This is a genomic window from Halomonas sp. G15, from assembly GCF_021282295.1.
In the GTDB taxonomy this organism is placed as follows: domain Bacteria; phylum Pseudomonadota; class Gammaproteobacteria; order Pseudomonadales; family Halomonadaceae; genus Halomonas; species Halomonas alimentaria.
Genome location: NZ_JAJSPA010000017.1, coordinates 1 through 17,073, shown reverse-complemented (window position 1 = coordinate 17,073; position 17,073 = coordinate 1). Strand labels below are relative to the sequence as shown.

The 17,073-nt window shown below is 64.8% G+C and carries 16 protein-coding genes; 9 read left to right on the top strand and 7 right to left on the bottom strand.

The features are described from left to right. The first annotated feature begins 170 nt into the window (after positions 1–170). From LWH48_RS09810 to LWH48_RS09795, 4 genes are read left to right on the top strand one after another with little or no spacing between them, the layout of a single operon-like run. Complete coding sequence (locus LWH48_RS09810; protein WP_232912408.1) at positions 171–2,297, top strand: type I restriction-modification system subunit M; 2,127 nt, start codon at positions 171–173, stop codon at positions 2,295–2,297. Further along, positions 2,294–3,364, top strand: a complete 1,071-nt coding sequence (locus LWH48_RS09805; RefSeq protein WP_232912407.1) for a restriction endonuclease subunit S — start codon at positions 2,294–2,296, stop codon at positions 3,362–3,364. Before LWH48_RS09810 ends, LWH48_RS09805 begins: the two co-directional genes overlap by 4 nt. Next, positions 3,361–4,806: a Fic family protein gene (locus LWH48_RS09800; protein ID WP_232912406.1), complete on the top strand. Its 1,446-nt coding sequence runs from the start codon at positions 3,361–3,363 to the stop codon at positions 4,804–4,806. The genes LWH48_RS09805 and LWH48_RS09800 overlap by 4 nt, the downstream gene beginning before the upstream one ends. Next, positions 4,806–8,045, top strand: a complete 3,240-nt coding sequence (locus LWH48_RS09795) for a type I restriction endonuclease subunit R (RefSeq protein ID WP_232912405.1) — start codon at positions 4,806–4,808, stop codon at positions 8,043–8,045. The genes LWH48_RS09800 and LWH48_RS09795 overlap by 1 nt, the downstream gene beginning before the upstream one ends. 87 nt (positions 8,046–8,132) lie before the next feature. On the opposite strand, the gene LWH48_RS09790 is transcribed toward LWH48_RS09795, so the two are convergent. The 6 genes from LWH48_RS09790 to LWH48_RS09765 form a co-directional block, all read right to left on the bottom strand. Continuing rightward, positions 8,133–8,573, bottom strand: coding sequence for a DUF411 domain-containing protein (locus LWH48_RS09790; RefSeq protein WP_232912404.1), 441 nt, complete (start codon positions 8,571–8,573; stop codon positions 8,133–8,135). 154 nt (positions 8,574–8,727) lie between these two features. Beyond that, on the bottom strand, positions 8,728–9,306 hold the full coding sequence (locus LWH48_RS09785) for a Spy/CpxP family protein refolding chaperone (protein ID WP_232912403.1): 579 nt from the start codon (positions 9,304–9,306) through the stop codon (positions 8,728–8,730). 137 nt (positions 9,307–9,443) lie between these two features. Then, positions 9,444–10,091: a response regulator transcription factor gene (locus LWH48_RS09780; protein ID WP_232912402.1), complete on the bottom strand. Its 648-nt coding sequence runs from the start codon at positions 10,089–10,091 to the stop codon at positions 9,444–9,446. Beyond that, a complete protein-coding gene (locus LWH48_RS09775) occupies positions 10,088–11,653 on the bottom strand; it encodes a PAS domain-containing sensor histidine kinase (protein ID WP_232912401.1) in 1,566 nt (521 codons plus the stop codon). Before LWH48_RS09775 ends, LWH48_RS09780 begins: the two co-directional genes overlap by 4 nt. Then, positions 11,653–12,321, bottom strand: a complete 669-nt coding sequence (locus LWH48_RS09770; protein WP_232912400.1) for a 2OG-Fe(II) oxygenase — start codon at positions 12,319–12,321, stop codon at positions 11,653–11,655. The genes LWH48_RS09775 and LWH48_RS09770 overlap by 1 nt, the downstream gene beginning before the upstream one ends. Positions 12,322–12,339: 18 nt before the next feature. Then, on the bottom strand, positions 12,340–12,975 hold the full coding sequence (locus LWH48_RS09765) for a CoA pyrophosphatase (protein ID WP_232912399.1): 636 nt from the start codon (positions 12,973–12,975) through the stop codon (positions 12,340–12,342). Between the two features lie 78 nt (positions 12,976–13,053). Between LWH48_RS09765 and LWH48_RS09760 the strand changes: the two genes are divergently transcribed. After that, a complete protein-coding gene (locus LWH48_RS09760) occupies positions 13,054–13,611 on the top strand; it encodes an NUDIX hydrolase (RefSeq protein WP_232912398.1) in 558 nt (185 codons plus the stop codon). A gap of 85 nt (positions 13,612–13,696) precedes the next feature. Here LWH48_RS09760 and LWH48_RS09755 read toward each other — a convergent pair whose 3' ends face one another. Further along, positions 13,697–14,011: an NGG1p interacting factor NIF3 gene (locus LWH48_RS09755; RefSeq protein WP_232912397.1), complete on the bottom strand. Its 315-nt coding sequence runs from the start codon at positions 14,009–14,011 to the stop codon at positions 13,697–13,699. A 226-nt stretch (positions 14,012–14,237) separates the two neighbouring features. Between LWH48_RS09755 and LWH48_RS09750 the strand changes: the two genes are divergently transcribed. From LWH48_RS09750 to LWH48_RS09735, 4 genes are all read left to right on the top strand, one after another. Beyond that, on the top strand, positions 14,238–14,744 hold the full coding sequence (locus tag LWH48_RS09750) for a fasciclin domain-containing protein (RefSeq protein ID WP_232912396.1): 507 nt from the start codon (positions 14,238–14,240) through the stop codon (positions 14,742–14,744). Between the two features lie 250 nt (positions 14,745–14,994). Beyond that, complete coding sequence (locus LWH48_RS09745; RefSeq protein WP_232912395.1) at positions 14,995–15,297, top strand: hypothetical protein; 303 nt, start codon at positions 14,995–14,997, stop codon at positions 15,295–15,297. Between the two features lie 285 nt (positions 15,298–15,582). Continuing rightward, positions 15,583–16,188, top strand: a complete 606-nt coding sequence (gene wrbA, locus LWH48_RS09740) for an NAD(P)H:quinone oxidoreductase (RefSeq protein ID WP_089676804.1) — start codon at positions 15,583–15,585, stop codon at positions 16,186–16,188. Positions 16,189–16,280: 92 nt separating this feature from the next. After that, on the top strand, positions 16,281–16,961 hold the full coding sequence (locus LWH48_RS09735) for a pirin family protein (protein ID WP_232912394.1): 681 nt from the start codon (positions 16,281–16,283) through the stop codon (positions 16,959–16,961). The last annotated feature ends 112 nt before the right edge of the window (positions 16,962–17,073 follow it).

Sequence of the window (17,073 nt, the reverse complement as noted above, 5' to 3'; positions counted from 1 at the left end):
CTCCTCATCCCGTGATCCTGGCGCACCTGTCAGCATGGCTAGGCGGCTGCCCTTAGTGTAGGCGGCTGATGCCCAGCGCGTTCGGTGGTACTGTTCCCTCATTCGAATGAACTCAGGCTCGGGCGGCGTTAGGCCGCCCGGGGCAACAGGGAACAGCAACGGAGCGGGCCTTGGCTCAACTCGAACATATCCAGGCGCTGGAGAAGCGCCTGTGGAGCGCCGCGGACAACTTGCGCGCCAACTCGAACTACGCCAGCAATGAATACTTCCTGCCGGTGATGGGCCTGGTCTTCCTGCGCCACGCCTACAGCCGCTACCTGGCGGTGAAGGACGATATCCAGGCCAGCCTGCCGTCGCGGGGTGGCAAGACCCGCGAGATCACCAAAGAGGATTTCTCCCAGCGCAGCGCCATCTACCTGCGCCCGGAGGCGCAGTTCGACCACCTGGTGAGCCTGCCGGACAGCGCCGATCGCGCCCGCGCCATCATCGACGCCATGGAGGCGATCGAGAACGACTACACCTCGCTCAAGGGTGTGCTGCCCAAGAGCGAATACCAGGAGCTCGACAATGAGGTGCTGGGCCAGCTGCTGCGTACCCTCAACCCCGACGAGCTCAAGCGGGTGAAGGGCGACGTCTTCGGCCGCATCTACGAGTACTTCCTCACCCAGTTCGCCGACCAGGGCGCCCACGACGGCGGCGAGTTCTTCACCCCGGTGTCGCTGGTCTCACTGATCGCCCATGTGCTCGACCCAGAGCGCGGCACCGTACTGGATCCGGCCTGCGGCTCCGGCGGCATGTTCGTGCAGAGCGCGCGTACCGTGGAGGAGCATGGCGACAACCCTAGCGAGCGGCTCACCTTCCGCGGCCTGGAGAAGAACGCCACCACCGTGCGACTGGCCAAGATGAACCTGGCGGTTCATGGCCTGGAGGGCGATATCCAGCGCGCCATCACCTACTACGAGGACCCCCACGAGCTGGTCGGCAAGGCCGACTACGTGATGGCCAACCCGCCGTTCAACGTCGACGAGATCGATGCCGAGAAGATCAAGGCCGACCCACGCCTGCCCTTCGGCTTGCCGGGGGTGAATAAGAAGGGCAAGGTCTCCAACGGCAACTATGTCTGGATCAGCTACTTCTACAGCTACCTGAGCGAGCGCGGCAGGGCGGGCTTCGTGATGTCCTCCCAGGCCTCCAGCGCAGGTCGAGACGAGGCGCGGCTGCGCCAGGCGCTGGTGGAGACCGGCGACGTCGACGCCATGATCGGCATCCGCGGCAACTTCTTCTATACGCGCAGCGTGCCCTGCGAGCTGTGGTTCCTGAACCGCGCCAAGCCCGCCGAGCATCGCGACAAGGTGCTGATGATCGACGCCCGCCAGATCTATCGCCAGGTGACGCGCAAGATCTACGACTTCAGCCCCGAACAGCAGCAGAACCTCCAGGCCATCGTCTGGCTCTACCGCGGCGAGACCGAGCGCTACCTGATGCTGGTGGAGGGCTATGGCCGGCGCACCCTGTTGGATGCCGCCGGCTGCTTCGAACGGCAGGATGAAGTGGGCAGCACCGACGCCCCCCTGGCCGACTTCGACACGACCCTGGATGCCCTGGACGAGAGCGCCGCGCCTTTCCTCGATAGCCTCAACGACGCCTCTCCCTCGCTGGCGCCGCTCGCGGAGGCCCGCGAGGAGCTGGCCCAGGCGCGTAGCGCCTTTGCCACCGACGTCGCGGCCTTCCGCGAGACCCTGGCCGCCGAGCAGGCAGAATGGCGCGGGCAGTCATTGACCAATGGCGCCCTCAAGCAGGCCGTGGACCGCCTGGCGCCCCTGGCCGAGGCGAGCCGCGATCTGGTCAAGCAGACGGACCTGCTCTACAAGCTGGCCTGCCGGGTCATCGATACCTGCGAGCAGGAGTACACCGCCAAGAAGAGCCGCCTGTGGCCCAGCCGCGAGATCAACCGCGCCCGCAAGGCCGCCGACGCGGCGCGCCATGAGGTAGTCGAGCAGCTCAAGGCGGTGCGCTACGTCTGGAAGCAGGCGCACTGGCTCACCGAGCGCTTCCCGGAAGCGACGCTGCGCGACGTGGAGGGGCTGGTCAAGCTGGTGACCATCGATGAAATCGCCGCTAACGACTGGAGCCTGACCCCCGGCCGCTATGTCGGCGTCGCCCCGGAAGAGGAGGACGAGGATTTCGACTTCGAGGAGACCCTGCGCGGGATCCATGTGGAGCTCGCCGACCTCGATGCCGAGGCGACCGAGCTGGCCGCGAAGATCCGCCGCAACTTCGAGGAGTTGGGGGTATGAAGCTGGCAAAACTTGGTGATATTTGTACTTTAAACTATGGCAGGTCGCTGCGTGGGTATTCGCCAGAGCCTGACAGTCATTTGCCAGTGAGGGTTTTTGGAACAAATGGTCCTATTGGCTGGTCTCGGGAAGCGCTTACTGATGAGCCTACGATCATCATAGGAAGGAAAGGTGCATATAGAGGAGTTCACTATTCTGAATTTCCATCCTGGACAATTGACACAGCCTATTATCTTGAGTTGAGTGTCTCGAATGTGGACTTGAAGTGGCTTTATTATAGGCTGATGCTTCTTGATATTAACTCCATGGATTCAGGGTCGGCGATCCCATCAACGAAGAGAGAGGACTTTTATAGCTCAAGGGTTCAGGTGCCTGAGATCAATATCCAGAGGAGGGTGGTTAACGCTCTGTCATCCTACGATGACTTAATCGAAAATAACCAGCGCCGCACCCAGCTCCTCGAAGAATCGGCCCGCCTGCTTTACAAGGAGTGGTTTGTCCATCTTCGCTTTCCTGGCCATGAGCACGTCAAGGTCACTAATGGCGTGCCGGAGGGGTGGGAGCGACTTCCGCTTGGAGACCTGATCACGCTTCAGCGTGGTTTTGATCTTCCAGTGTCGAAGCGGGTAGAAGGCGAAGTGCCTATCTATGCTTCAACAGGTATAACAGGGTATCACGCTGAGTCGAAGGTTTCTGGGCCTGGTGTGGTAACCGGGCGCTCCGGCTCACTTGGGCATGTGATGTATGTGAGTGATGACTATTGGCCACTGAATACCACGCTTTGGATCAAAGATTTCAAGAAAATTAAGCCGCATTTTGCTCGTCACCTATTGGCTAACCTGCATCTTGAGCAGTACAACGGTGGTGCAGCAGTGCCGACTCTGAATCGTAACGATGTGCATCGCATCCAAGCGCTTTTTCCGCCTTCCATGCTGCTTTCGTTATTCGAAGAGCAGGCACTGGACCTCTATCGTCAGGTCGACGTGTTAACCAAGACTAATGAACGCCTTGCCAAAGCCCGCGATCTGCTACTGCCCAAGCTGATGAGCGGAGAGCTCGCCGCATGAACCGCCAGGCGCTGAACGACCTGCTTGCACTCGGGGAGGGCTTTACCACCGAGTTCAAGAAGGCCGGTACCTCCGGCCTGGGCCGGGAGATCTGCGCCTTCGCCAACGCCACCGGCGGGGTGATCCTGATCGGCGTCACCGATGCCGGCGAGGTGGTCGGCGTGGCCGACCACAACAAGCTGAAGTCCGATGTGCAGGCCACGGCGCGCTCCGCTGAGCCGCCCATCGCCGTGGAGGTGGAGAGCGAAGGCGAGGTGCTGTGCGTGACCGTGCCGGCCCAGCACAGCAAACCCTACTCTTTCGGCGGCAAGTTCTACCTGCGCGAGGGCGCCTCCTCCCAGCAGATGTCGCGCCAGGAGATCCGCGAATTCTTCTACCGCGAGGGGCTAATCCACTTCGACGAGACCCCCTGTGAGCGCTTCTCCCTGGAGGAGGACCTTACCGACGCGGCCTGGGACACCTTCCGGCGCCGGGCGCGCATTCCCGCCGACATGCCGCCGCTTACCGCGCTCAGGAACCTTCACCTGCTCACCGACGACGGTAGGATGACCCACGCCGGCGCCTGGCTGCTGGCCCGCGACATCCAGAAGTTCTCCATCAGCGCCGACGTGGCCTGCGCCCTGTTCATGGGCAGCGACAAGGTGCATATCCTTGACCGCCGCGGCTTCCACGGCGACGTCTACTCGATGATCGACGAGGTGATGGCCTGGCTGCTCTCCAAGCTCAATGTCGCCTACATCATCCAGCACGTGAAGCGCGAGGAGCGCCCCGAACTGCCCGAGGAGGCGCTGCGCGAGGCGGTGGTCAACGCCCTGGTGCACCGCGACTACCGATCCACCGCTAACGTGCATGTCTACGTGTTCAAGGACCGGGTCGAGGTGGTCAGTCCCGGCGGCCTGCCCGCCGGCATGAGCGAGGCGGACCTGGGCACCAAGAGTATCCCGCGCAACCCGCTGCTGTTCGGCATGCTGCACCGCATGGAGGCCGTGGAGCATATCGGCTCAGGCATCCGGCGCATCCGCCGGCTGTGCGCCGAGTATGGCGTGGCCGAGCCCGAGATCGAGGTATCGCCGCACTGGTTCGTGCTGCGTTTTCCGCGGCCGAGTATTGCCGAAGAGGCGGGCCAGGAGCGACTTGGTCCCGATGCTGCGAAAGTCACCCCGGAAGTCACCCCGGAAGTCACCCCGGAAGTCACCCCGGAAGTTCGCCTGTGTGGGGTCTTGGATGGGGAAATGTCGCGGCAGGCGCTTCAGGAGAAGCTTTCCTTGAAGGATGCCGAGTATTTCCGTAAAGCTTATTTAGTGCCTGCCTTGGAAAAGGGGCTGATAGAGATGACCCTGCCCGACAAGCCCCGCAGCAGCAAGCAGCGCTACCGGCTGACCGAGCGCGGTCGCCGCTATCTTGAGGAACACGCCCCGGAGCAGAACGACAAGGATGCGTGATGAGCCCGAGCCCCTACAGCGAAGATACCCTGGTCCAGCAGACCACCGCCGACTATCTGGAACAGCGGCTCGGCTGGCGCTCGGTGCTGGCCTGGAACCAGGAGGACTTCGGGCCGGATAGCCTGCTGGGGCGAAGCTCCGAGCGCGAGGTGGTGCTCACTCGCACGCTGCGCGAGCGACTGGTTCGGCTGAACCCCGGGCTGCCGGCCGAGGCCTATGACGATGCCGTGCGCCAGGTGGTGGCCTCGCCGGTGGCCCAGTCCCTGGCGGCCACCAACCGCGACAAGTACGCTCAGCTGCGCGACGGCGTCTGGGTCACCTTCCGCGACGCCAAGGGCGAGCGCTGCCGCGAGCGGCTGCGGCTCATCGACTTCGACGAGCCGGACAACAACGACTTCCTCTGCGTGCGCGAGCTGTGGGTGCAGGGCGACCTCTACCGCCGCCGTGCCGATATCATCGGCTTCGTCAACGGCCTGCCGCTGCTGTTCATGGAATGCAAGAACATCGGCAAGCACCTGCGTTCTGCCTTCGAGCAGAACTTCTCCAGCTACAAGGGCGAGGTGCCGCACCTCTTCCATTACAATGCCCTGGTGGTGTTCGGCAACGGTGAGAAGGCCAAGCTGGGATCGCTGACCAGCCGCTGGGAGCACTTCACCGACTGGAAGCGCCTGGCCGAGGAGGACCCGGGCTCGGTGGACATGGAGACCCTGCTCAAGGGTGTCTGCGAGCGGCGCAACTTCCTGGATATCGTCGAGAACTTCATCCTCTTCGACGATTCGGCAGGTGAGCCGAAGAAGATCATCGCCCGCAACCACCAGTTCCTGGGCGTCAACCGGGTGGTTCAGGCCGTGCGCGAACGCCACCAGCGGCAGGGCAAGCTGGGCGTGTTCTGGCATACCCAGGGCTCCGGCAAGAGCTACTCCATGGTGATGTTCACCCGCAAGGTGCACCGCAAGCTGGGCGGCAACTTCACCTTCGTGGTGCTCACCGACCGCGAGGACCTCGATACCCAGATCTACAAGACCTATGCCGGCTGCGGGCTGGTGGACAACGATCGGGACCCCTGCCGTGCCGGCAGCGGCGACCACCTGGAAGCGCTGCTGGGGCAGCACAAGGCCTACCTGTTCTCGCTGATCCAGAAATTCCGCCCGGAGATGCCGCCCAACCGGCGCGACGACATCATTGTCATCTCCGACGAGGCTCACCGCACCCAGTACGGCAGCCTGGCGCTGAACATGCGTAACGCCCTGCCGCAGGCCAGCGTGATCGGCTTCACCGGCACGCCGCTGTTCAAGGACGACGAGATCACCCGGCGGATGTTCGGCGACTACGTTTCCACCTATGACTTCCAGCGCGCCGTGGAGGACCAGGCCACGGTGCCGCTCTACTACGACGCCCGCGGCGACAAGCTGGGTGTGGCCATTGGCGATATGAACGAACGCATCGCCGAGCGCCTGGAGCAGTTCGAGACCGACGATGTGGACGTGGAGCAGCGCCTCGAACGGGATCTCAAGCGGGACTATCACATCATCACCGCCGGCAAGCGGCTGGACAGGGTGGCCCAGGACTTCGTCGACCACTACGCCAACGCCTGGGAGACGGGCAAGGCGATGCTGGTGTGCATCGACAAGATCACCTGCGTGCGCATGCACAAGCTGATCGGCTTCTACTGGGATGCGAAGATCCACGAGCTGGAGAGGTCACTGGCCAGGTGCGCCGATGAGCAGGAGGAGCTGTTCCAGAGTCGGCAGCTCGCCTGGATGCGCGAGACGCGCATGGCCGTGGTGGTCAGTGAGGAGCAGGGCGAGGAGGAGAAGTTTCGCCGCTGGGACCTGGATATCACACCCCACCGACGGTTGATGAAGGAGGGCATGGCGCTCCCCGAATCGATGCGCGAGCTACCCCAGTTCCGCCACATGCAGCGCATGGCCCCGGATGACGCCTTCAAGGCCGAACAGCACCCGTTTCGTATCGCCATCGTCTGCGCCATGTGGCTGACCGGGTTCGACGTGCCGAGCCTCGCCACCCTCTACCTCGACAAGCCGCTCAAGGCTCACACCCTGATGCAGACCATCGCCCGCGCCAACCGGGTCAGCGAAGGCAAGAACAACGGCCTGATCATCGACTACTGCGGCATCCTGCGCCATCTGCGCAAAGCACTGGCGACCTTCGCTGGCACCACCGGGGACGGCGACCCGGGGGATGGCCGCGATCCTGCACGCCCGGAGGAGGAGCTGCTGGCCGACCTGGATGAGGCGGTGGCGATGACCAAGGCCTTCCTTGAGGAGCGCGAGGCCTCGCTGGCGGCAGTGCAGACCACCAGCGGCTTTGCGCGCAACGCGGCCATCGTCGCCTGCAAGGAGGCGGCCAACCAGAGTGACGAGAGCCGCAAGCGCTTCGAGGTGATGTGCCGCGAGGTGTTCAAGAAGTTCAAGGCCTGCCTGAACGCCAAGGGCATCAACGCCCGCCGTGCCGACCGGGATGCCATCGATATCGTCTACAAGAGCCTGCAACAGGACCGCGAGCAGGCTGATATCTCGCATATCATCCGCGAGCTGCATGGCGTGGTGGATGAAGCCATCGAGGTTCGCGAGCCGAACGATCGCGTGCGTGAAGCCGGCGTCTACGATATCAGCGCCATCGACTTCGAGCGCCTCAAGAAGGAGTTCGAAAGGCACAAGCAGCAGCGCACCCTGGTGCAGGAGTTGAGCCAGGTGGTCGAGCAGAAGCTGCAGCGTCTGCTGCTGCAGAATCCGTTGCGTACCGACTTCCAGAACCACTACGAGAAGCTGGTGGCCGACTACAACCGCGAGAAGGATCGCGCGACTGTCGAGCAGACCTTCGAGGGACTGCTGGATACGCTGTCTGAACTGGATGAAGAAGCGGCCCGGGCCAAGCGGGAGGGGCTGGATGAAGAGTCGCTGGCGATCTTCGATCTGCTGCGCAAGCCGGAGCTCAGCGGCGCCGAGATTCGCCGCATCAAGCGGGTGTCGGTGGAACTGCTGGAGAACCTGAAGGTGAGGATCACCGAGATCGACCATTGGCAGGAGCGCGAGTCCAGCCGCGATTCGGTTCAGATCATCATCCGCGACTTCCTGTGGGACGACCGCACCGGTTTGCCGGTGGACCATTACAGCGAGGAAGAGGTGCTGGAGAAGACAGGCGAGGTCTTCCGGCACGTGATGCGGGCTTACCCGCGTGTACCCTCGCCGGTCTACTCAGGGCAGGCGTTGCACTGAGCCACGTTCGACATGGGTATGTGCCCGTTACAGCGACGCCGCCTCCGGCCAGGGCCGTGGCGGCGCGTGATCAGTGGTGGGTACGCTCTACAGCGTCATGAAGGGCTGGGGCTCGCCGTCGCGGAACTGGTAGACGTTCCATGCCTCCTGCTTGGGCCCTGGCATCCCGGGAGTGCCGATGGGCATGCCTGCAAGGCCGATGCCATCGGTGTCAGGGCGCTCCTCGAAGAGCCTCTCCAAGGCCTCCATGGGCACGTGCCCCTCGATGACATACTCGCCCATCTCGATGGTGTGGCAGGAGCCCAGGCCATAGGGCAGGCCGGCGTCCTGCTTGACCTTGCCCAGCTCGACATCATCGACGATGGTCACCTCGACGCCATGCTCCTCGAGATGGCGGGCGTACTCGTCGCAGCAGCCGCACTGCGGGTTCTTGTAGAGGGTCGCCTCGGCGGGCAGGGCGGCGTGGGCGCTACCGGCGCCCAGCAGCAGCGTGACGGAGACGAGCAGGGTGGAAGCGGTTCGGTTCATAGGCGGCTCTCCTGAGTGGCGAGAAGCATAGGGGGCTTGTCGGTCATGTAACGGCTCGCGTCATGCTGGTCCATTCTGCACCGAGCGCCTCTCGGGCGGGAATGATCCAGCGCAAGTCAATGTAAGGTGCCCGCCGGCAAGCGGGCACCGGGCGTCACTGTCCGCTATCGGGAGCGGTGGCCCCCCGCTTCAATTGTGCGCGCTGCTCATCGGTGAGCAGGTCGAGCATACGGCCGCGCATGCGTGCCATCTCGGCCATCATCTCGCCTTGCAGTTCCCCCATCTGGCCATGCAGATCCTGGATCTGCTCGGGGTCGGGGCTGTCGGTGCTCATGGTCACCATCAGCTTCTGGCGCAGGTTCGCCAGCTTCTCCATGCGTTCGAACTGGGCGGGGCGGTGCTGCTCCATCAGCTCCCGCATCTGGCGGCGCTGCTCGGGGTCCAACTGCTGCATCATGCCGGGCCCCATCATGCCGGGGCCCATGCCGGGATGGCCGCCGCCCATCATGCCGGGGCCCATGCCGTGGTGACCGTAGCCCATCATGCCGGGCCCCATGCCGTGTTGACCGTAGCCCATCATGCCGGGGCCCATGCCGGCCTGGCCGTAGCCCATCATGCCGGGGCCGCCTTGATGCCCATAGCCCATGCCGCCCTGCGCCGAGGCCGCGCCGCTGATGGCGATACCCAGGCCCGTGGCCAGCGCGATGGCGAGAATCCGCTTGTGCTTGCCCATGGTATTTCTCCTCATCCTGACGAGGGTAGAGACGTCACCTCCCGCGACAGCGGAGCGACGAGACTGGCATTCACCATGAGCTTACAACCTATTGGTTACCCATGGTCAAGGGCTTCCTGCCACGAATCACGGATGGATCAGTCGCTGTCGGCGGGATGTTGCGGCAGCGCTTCCACCAGGCCCAGCGCCACGCACAGGCGCACCAGCTCGGCCAGGTTGGCGGCACCCAGGGCCTTCATGGCGCGCAGCCGGTAGACTTCCACTGTCTTGGGGCTGATCCCGAGATGGTCGGCCACCTCGCGGCTGGTCAGGCCCCGGGCCACGTGGACCAGGATCTGGCGCTCCTTGGGGCGCAGCGCGGCATAGCGTTCACGCAGCGCCGAGAGACGCGCACGTGCCTGGCGGGCCTGCTGGTGGGCGAGCAGCGCCTGCTGCACGGTATCGATCAGCTGCTGGTGGTTGAAGGGCTTCTCGAGGAAGTCGCGGGCCCCGGCCTTGAGCGCGGCGACGGCCATGGGCACATCGCCGTGGCCGGTCATGAAGATGACCGGCGGGGTGTTTTCCCGTTCGGCGAGGCGCTGCTGCACCTGGAGGCCAGAGAGACCGGGCATGCGCACGTCCAGCAGCACCGTGTCGAAGCCTGCAGGATCGGCGGCCAGGAAGGCCTCGCCGTCGGCGAAGGGCCGGCTCTCGATGCCCACGGAATCCAGCAGCCAGGCCAGGGAGTCACGCAGGGCCTCATCGTCGTCGACGATGGCGATGCGGGGCAAGGAGGTGTCGGTCATGGGCGCGTCATGGCATCGGCGTGGGAGGGTTCGGCGAGCAGTGTAGCGGCAAAGGTGGCGCCGCCGGAACCGTCCGACGGGAGCAGGCGCAGGTCGCCGCCCATGGCCTCCATCAGCGAGCGGCTGATGGCCAGGCCCATGCCCAGCCCCTCGGCGCGACCCGAGTGGAAGGGCGCGAAGATGCTCTCTGCCTGGTCGACCGATACCCCGGGGCCCTGGTCGTTGACCGTCAGGGTCACCTCGCGGCGCCCACTGCGCCGGGCCCTGATTTCGACCCGCCCGGCGCGGGGCTGCTCGCGACACGCCTCCAGGGCGTTGAGCAGCAGGTTGACCAGTACCTGTTCCAGCGCCACCGGGTCGGCGACCACCCGTGGCAATGGGTCCGCGAGGATCAGTTCGAGGTCGACCCGGGCTTGCTGGTACTGCCATTCACAGAGCCGGCAGGCGGCGTCCACCACCTCGGCCAGCGTCATGGGGCGCGGCCGGATCTGTCCCTTGCGCACGAAGCCGCGGATATGGCGCAGGCGTTCCCCGAGGCGTGCCACCTGCGCCTGGATCCGCTCCAGCGGCAGCCGCAGCGCCTCGACCGGCTGGCCGGCATCCAGCTTGAGCAGGGCGCCACTGGCGTAATTGGCGATGGTGCCCAGGGGCTGGTTGAGCTCGTGGGCGATGTTGGAGGCCAACTCACCGGTGGTGGCCAGCCGGTTGGCGTGGGCGATCTGCGCCTGGTGGTGGCGGGCCTGCTCCTCGGCCGCCTGGCGCAGGCGAATATCGCGATTGAGCAGCGATACATGCCCAGGTTCGGTGCCGGGGCCCGAATGCGCCATCACCACACTGAGCACCGCTACCGGCCCCTCGGGGCCGCGCATCTCCAGTTCACCGCTCCAGGAGCCGTAGCGGGCCACGGCGGGCAGCACGATATCGCGCAGGTCGGCCAGCGAGCCCTCGACATAGGCGTCGGCCAGGCGCGCGGCGCCGCCGGTGCGAGGCAGCTGCAGGAGGTGGCGTGCGGCCTGGTTGGCGTAGAACAGCCGCTCGTCGTCATCCATGAACAGCACGAACTCGGTGGTCGACTCCACCACCCGGGCTAGGCGCTCGCGGTTGGCCTCGGCGCGGATGCGCCGGCCGACGTCCCGGGACACGCAGAGGATATCGAGCAGTTCGCCGCTGGCCGGGTCGCGGCGGGTTCGGCTGGTGGTCTCGAACCATACGTAATGGCCGTCCCTGGCGCGAAAGCGATAGGTCTGCTGGTAGAAGCCATCGTGATAGTAGATCCGCGGCGACTTGTTGAGCAGGTCGGCCAGGTCGGCGGGATGGAAGAGGTCGTAGGCACACACGCCGATCAGCTCCTCGGGCGAATAGCCGAGCAGGTCGCGGGCGGCGCGGGAGGCGTAGAGGAAGGTGCCGTCCCGGGCATGGCGCGAGATCAGGTCGGTGCTGCTCTCGGCCAGCCACTGGTAGTGGTCGCGCTGGGCCGCGAGGGCGCGGTTGTGCTCCTCCAGCTCGGCACAACGCGCCTCCAGGTCGGTCAGGCGGGTGGTGCTGTCGCCTTGCCTGGTCATCAGCGTGCCGGATCGACCAGGCCGCCCAGCGAGGCATTGCGCCGGAACCAGCCGGCGATGCTGGCGCGGGGCAGGCGGGTGGGGAGCACCTCATGGGGCACCGTCTCGGAGAGGAAGCAGGCGAAGGTGCCGGTCGTGGGCCTGACTCGTGCCACCTCCCGCTCGGGATCGTCGGGGGCGAAGATCAGCATCTCGCCGCCGCCATCCTCCGGCCAGTCGGGGTTGAGGTAGCCTACCGTTGAGATCACCCGATTGGCGCGGCCGCGGAAGCTGTCGAGGTGGCGGCGGTAGAAGGCCCCGGGCGGGTAGTGGGCGAAGTGCGCCTCGTACTCGAAGAGTCCCAGGAACAGCGCCTGGTTGAGCGCCTGCTGAAGCTCGCCCATGGCGGCCAGGTAGCGGCGCTGGGCCTGGCTCTCGCGGTCGAGCCAGTGGATGGCGTCGCCGCGGATGTCGCGGCGCAGGGCGTGCTCGCTGCCACGGCCGATGCCGGCCGCGGACAGGGCCTCGCGATCGGCGCGGTCGTTGAGCTCGGCATGCAGCGCCGCGCAGACCCCGGCATCGAGCACCCCCTCACCCAGGTACCAGCCCTGTTCGACCAGGGCGTCGATCAGCTCGGGCAGGGCCGCAGGCGACAGGACGGGCGGGGCGATCGGCGTGGAAGTCTGCATGCGGCGTCGGTCCCCGGCTCAGGTGGTGGCATGCTGCTGGATGCGCAGCAGGCGGTCGGGAAAGTAGCACAGCGGGCCCGGGGGCTCGCGATGCAGGTCGATCGGCTGGCCGAAGCCCTCGGCGAGCAGTTCCGCCAGCATCATCGCCGAGAGTCCCCAGATCACCTGGCCGTCGACGTGGTAATTGGGCACGTACCAGGGGCGGCCGTCCACCGGGATGACGTCGGTATGGTGGCGGCGATCCTCCAGGAACAGCGCCAGTGGCACCTCGAAGATGATGTCCAGTTCGGTGGGGTCGGCGACCAGCGGCAGGTCAGGCGGAATAAGCCCCACGTAGGGGGTGACCCGCAGGCCGTGCAGCGAGACCACCTCCGAGAGTCGGCCGAGCAGCTGCACATGATGCGGCGGCAGGGCGATCTCCTCCTCGGATTCGCGCAGGGCGGTGGTCAGCAGATCGGGGTCCTGGGCCTCGCGCTTGCCGCCGGGGAAGGCCACCTGGCCGCTGTGGGTGTTGAGATGGTCGGCGCGGCGGGTGAACATCAGGGTCGGTTCGGGGCGGTCGACGATGGGCAGCAGCACCGCCGCCTCGGGCAGGCGCAGTGTCAGGCGGCGCGGGCGGTGTGCTTGCAGGCGTTCACGAAGTTTCTCTAACATGAGGTTTCCGTCGGGTTTGGTATCTTCTACCCGGCCGCCTTCCGCGGCGTCAAGCCCGCCCGACTGTCAGGGAGCCCCATGAACTTCTGCAGCCACTGCGGCCATGCCGTGCGCTTCGCGATTCCCCGAGGGGATGACCGCCCCCGCTACCTGTGCGACGAATGCGGCAGCATCCACTACCAGAACCCGCGGATCGTCGCCGGTACCCTGCCGGTGAGCGGCAGCCGGGTATTGCTGTGCCGCCGCGCCATCGCCCCGCGCAAGGGCTACTGGACCCTGCCGGCGGGCTATATGGAGAACGCCGAGACCACCGTCGAGGCGGCCGCCCGGGAGACCCTCGAGGAGGCCTGCGCCGAGGTGACGGTGCATGGCCTCTACACCCTGATCAACCTGCCGCATATCAACCAGGTCTACATGATGTTCCTGGCCGACCTGGTCGGTGGCTTCGACGCCGGACCGGAGAGCCTCGAGGTGGCACTCTTCGAGGAGCATGAGATCCCCTGGGACGAGCTCGCCTTCCCGACCATCGAGCGCACCCTTCGGCACTTCTATCGCGACCGTGTCGAGGGTGATTATCCGCTGCATATCAGCGACATCACCGCCGAGGATCGCGAGCGCTACTTTGGTTCCGCCTGACTGGGGTTCCGCGTGAATACGCCCGGTTCGGCCTGACGAAGCCGGGCCTCAGCAGTGCGCTCGAGGGGCGTGGATCACGCCCCGCTCAGTCGAACGGCTCCAGCCGCCAGGCGTCGAAGGCGGGCTCCTCGTAGGGATGGGCGAGGCGCAGCGCCGCGATTGCCGCGCGGATCAGCGCATCCTCGCAGACCAGCTCCACCTTGAGTTCCTCCACCCGCTCCAGGTCGCCGACCCGGCCGATATGCGGGTCGGCGCCCTCCAGGGGGCGAAACTGGCCCGTGCCCCGGGTCTGGAAACAGCACGCCTCGTAGTCACCGATACGCCCGGCGCCGGTGGCGAATACCGCCTCCTTGACCGCCTCGGCGTCCTCCACGGGGACGAAGAAGGCCAGCTTGTACATGATCGCTCTCCTCGACTGTCTGTCATCCACTCCCTTGTGCCATACCCCGGGCCGTCTCGTCAGCCTCTCGCCTGGCGTCGAAAAAAAATTCTGCGACAGGGGTGAACTTCTTGTTCAATACATGTACAAATAAGTTGACCTGTACAGCTATGCGGCCGTCGCCGCCGGGTCGTTCCCCTGACCACACCAGGCCCCTTGCCGGGGCCACCGTGAACGAGGTGAGACCATGATCCACAAGAAGATGAAGACCGTTGGCTGGATGACCGCCGCTGCCGCCGGCGTGCTGCTTTCCGCCGCCGCCCAGGCCGACCATCACGGAATGAAGAAGGACATCGTCGATACCGCCGTGGAGGCCGGTCAGTTCGAGACCCTGGTGGCCGCGGTCCAGGCCGCCGGCCTGGTCGAGACCCTCAAGGGCGAGGGGCCCTACACCGTCTTCGCACCCACCGACGAGGCCTTTGCCGCCCTGCCCGAGGGCACGGTGGAGTCGCTGCTGGAGGAGGAGAATCGCGATCAGCTCCAGGCGATCCTCACCTACCACGTGGTGTCTGGCAAGATCATGGCCGAGGACGCCATGGCCGCCGACAGCGCCACCACCGTCCAGGGCCAGGACCTGACCATCACCACCATGGATGGCAGCGTGATGATCAACGACGCCACCGTCATCCAGGCCGATATCGAGACCAGCAACGGTGTCATCCATGTGATCGACAGCGTGCTGATGCCGGAGTGAGTTCCAGCGAGAGACCGCTGATCCGCTAGTCCATGCTCTGTCCCTGCTTGCCGCCCCGCCCCGGGCGGCCTTTTTGTGCGCGGTTTTGCGCACTGGTGTCGACGACTCATCTTTTGTTCGATTAATTCGAAAATAAAATGCAATTCAAGTCTCTTTTGTTCGAAATGAATATTCTGTTAGCATGCTAACAACATTCCGAGAGATGATCTCGCTTTAAGACATCCCATTTCGACACACGAGGAGATCCACCATGAAACTCAAGCTCACGCTGTCAGCCCTGCTTATCGCCGGTGTTCCGATGGCCGCCCAGGCCGGACAGGCCCCCGCGCTCACCATGCAACTGAACGAACCACTGGCTTATTCCGGCCAGGCAACGTCGCCAAGTGCCGAGACGCATGCACCGCTGACGGCTTCCTCCGCGGCTATCGAGAATCAAGGGGCGAGTGCGGCCATGGCCAAGGCGCGGGCGCGCCTGGAGGCGCAACACCGGCATGTGACTGACATCGAGTTGACGGGAGATCCCCTGACGCCAGCCCGTGAGGCGACCACCTGAAGGCGACAATTTCACCAGGGTGAATCTGCAGCCTGCAACGATAAATTCGCTCGTTGGGGTGTAAACAATTCATCAGAAAACACATGTATTACTGCTATGTTTTCGTGGGGCGAGCCTCGTTGGATCCATAACGGGCGACGAGGATGAAAGACGCGTAGGTCATAAGCCTCACGGACCTACAGGAGACGCTTGATGGCATCACTGACCCAGGCAATTGCCCGTCTGTTCGGAAGATCGACGGCCCGCAACAACCGCGAGCAGAACACCACCGAGGAGATACAACCCATGACCAAGGTACTGGTTCTCTATTACTCCATGTATGGCCATATCGAGACGATGGCCAACACCATTGCCGACGGCGCACGCCGGGTCGACGGCGTCGAGGTGACGGTCAAGCGCGTGCCGGAGACCATGGACCCGGAAGCGTTGGCGTCAGCCGGTGGCAAGTCTGACCAGCAGGCCCCGGAGGCGTCTCCCAAGGAACTGGCCGACTACGATGCGATCATCTTCGGCACGCCCACGCGCTTCGGCAACATGGCCGGCCAGATGCGTACCTTCCTCGACCAGACCGGTGGCCTGTGGGCCGATGGCGGCCTGGTGGGCAAGGTGGCCAGCGTCTTTACCTCCACCGGCACCGGGGGCGGCGAGGAGATGACCATTACCTCCACCTGGACCACCCTGGCCCACCACGGGATGATCATCGTGCCAATCGGCTATGCCACCCCGGAGTTGTTCGATATCTCTCGGGTCGGCGGCGGTACTCCCTATGGCGCCTCCACCATCGCCGGTGGCGACGGCTCGCGCCAGCCCGATGAGCGGGAACTGACCATCGCCCGCTTCCAGGGCGAGACCGTGGCCAAGGTCGCGGCCCGGCTCAAGGCCAACGGCTGATTCCTTTCAGCGCTCCTGTCATATCGGGTGTTATCAGTCGGCAAGGTCCCGCGCCGCGGGCCTTGCCGACCTTTTTACTATGGAGAGGAAGCATGAACCTGCGTCTCGCTAATGAGCGCGGTCTTGCCAATCATGGCTGGCTGCGCTCGCGGCACACCTTCTCGTTTGCCGACTACTTCGACCCCGACCACATGGGGTTCAGTAAGTTGCGTGTCATCAACGAGGATCGCGTCCAGGGCGGGGCCGGCTTCGGCGCCCACCCGCATCGCAATATGGAGATCATCTCCTATGTCCTGGCGGGCGCCATGGCTCACAAGGACAGCATGGGCAACGGGGCCGTCATGCGTCCCGGTGATGTCCAGCGCATGTCGGCCGGCACCGGGGTGTTGCACAGCGAATTCAATCACTCCGACAGCGAGGAACTCCACTTCCTGCAGATCTGGATCGAGCCGCTGCAGCGGGATATCGCGCCCAGCTACGAACAAAAGGCCTTTCCGGCACAGGAACGGCAGGGACAATGGCGGCTGGTGGTCTCACAGGAGGGACGTGACGGCTCCGTCAGCGTGAACCAGGACATGAATCTTCATATCGGGTTGTTCGATGCCGGCCAGCAAGCGGAGGTGCCGCCCTTGCGTCACGCCTGGTTGCATGTCTCCCGGGGAGAGGCGCGGGTCAATGGCCGGCGGCTGGTGGCCGGGGATGCGGCGTCCTTCGAGCCGGGGGAGCCCCTCGAGGTGGTGGGTATCGAAGCGGCCGAGTATAGTGGACCCTGAAATCAAGACACTGGTTTAAGATATGCCGAGGCCGATTTCGAAGGGACCAGAGATGTCGAAACAGAAACGTAACACCCACTCACCGGAGCTGAAGGCCAAGGTCGCCCTGGAG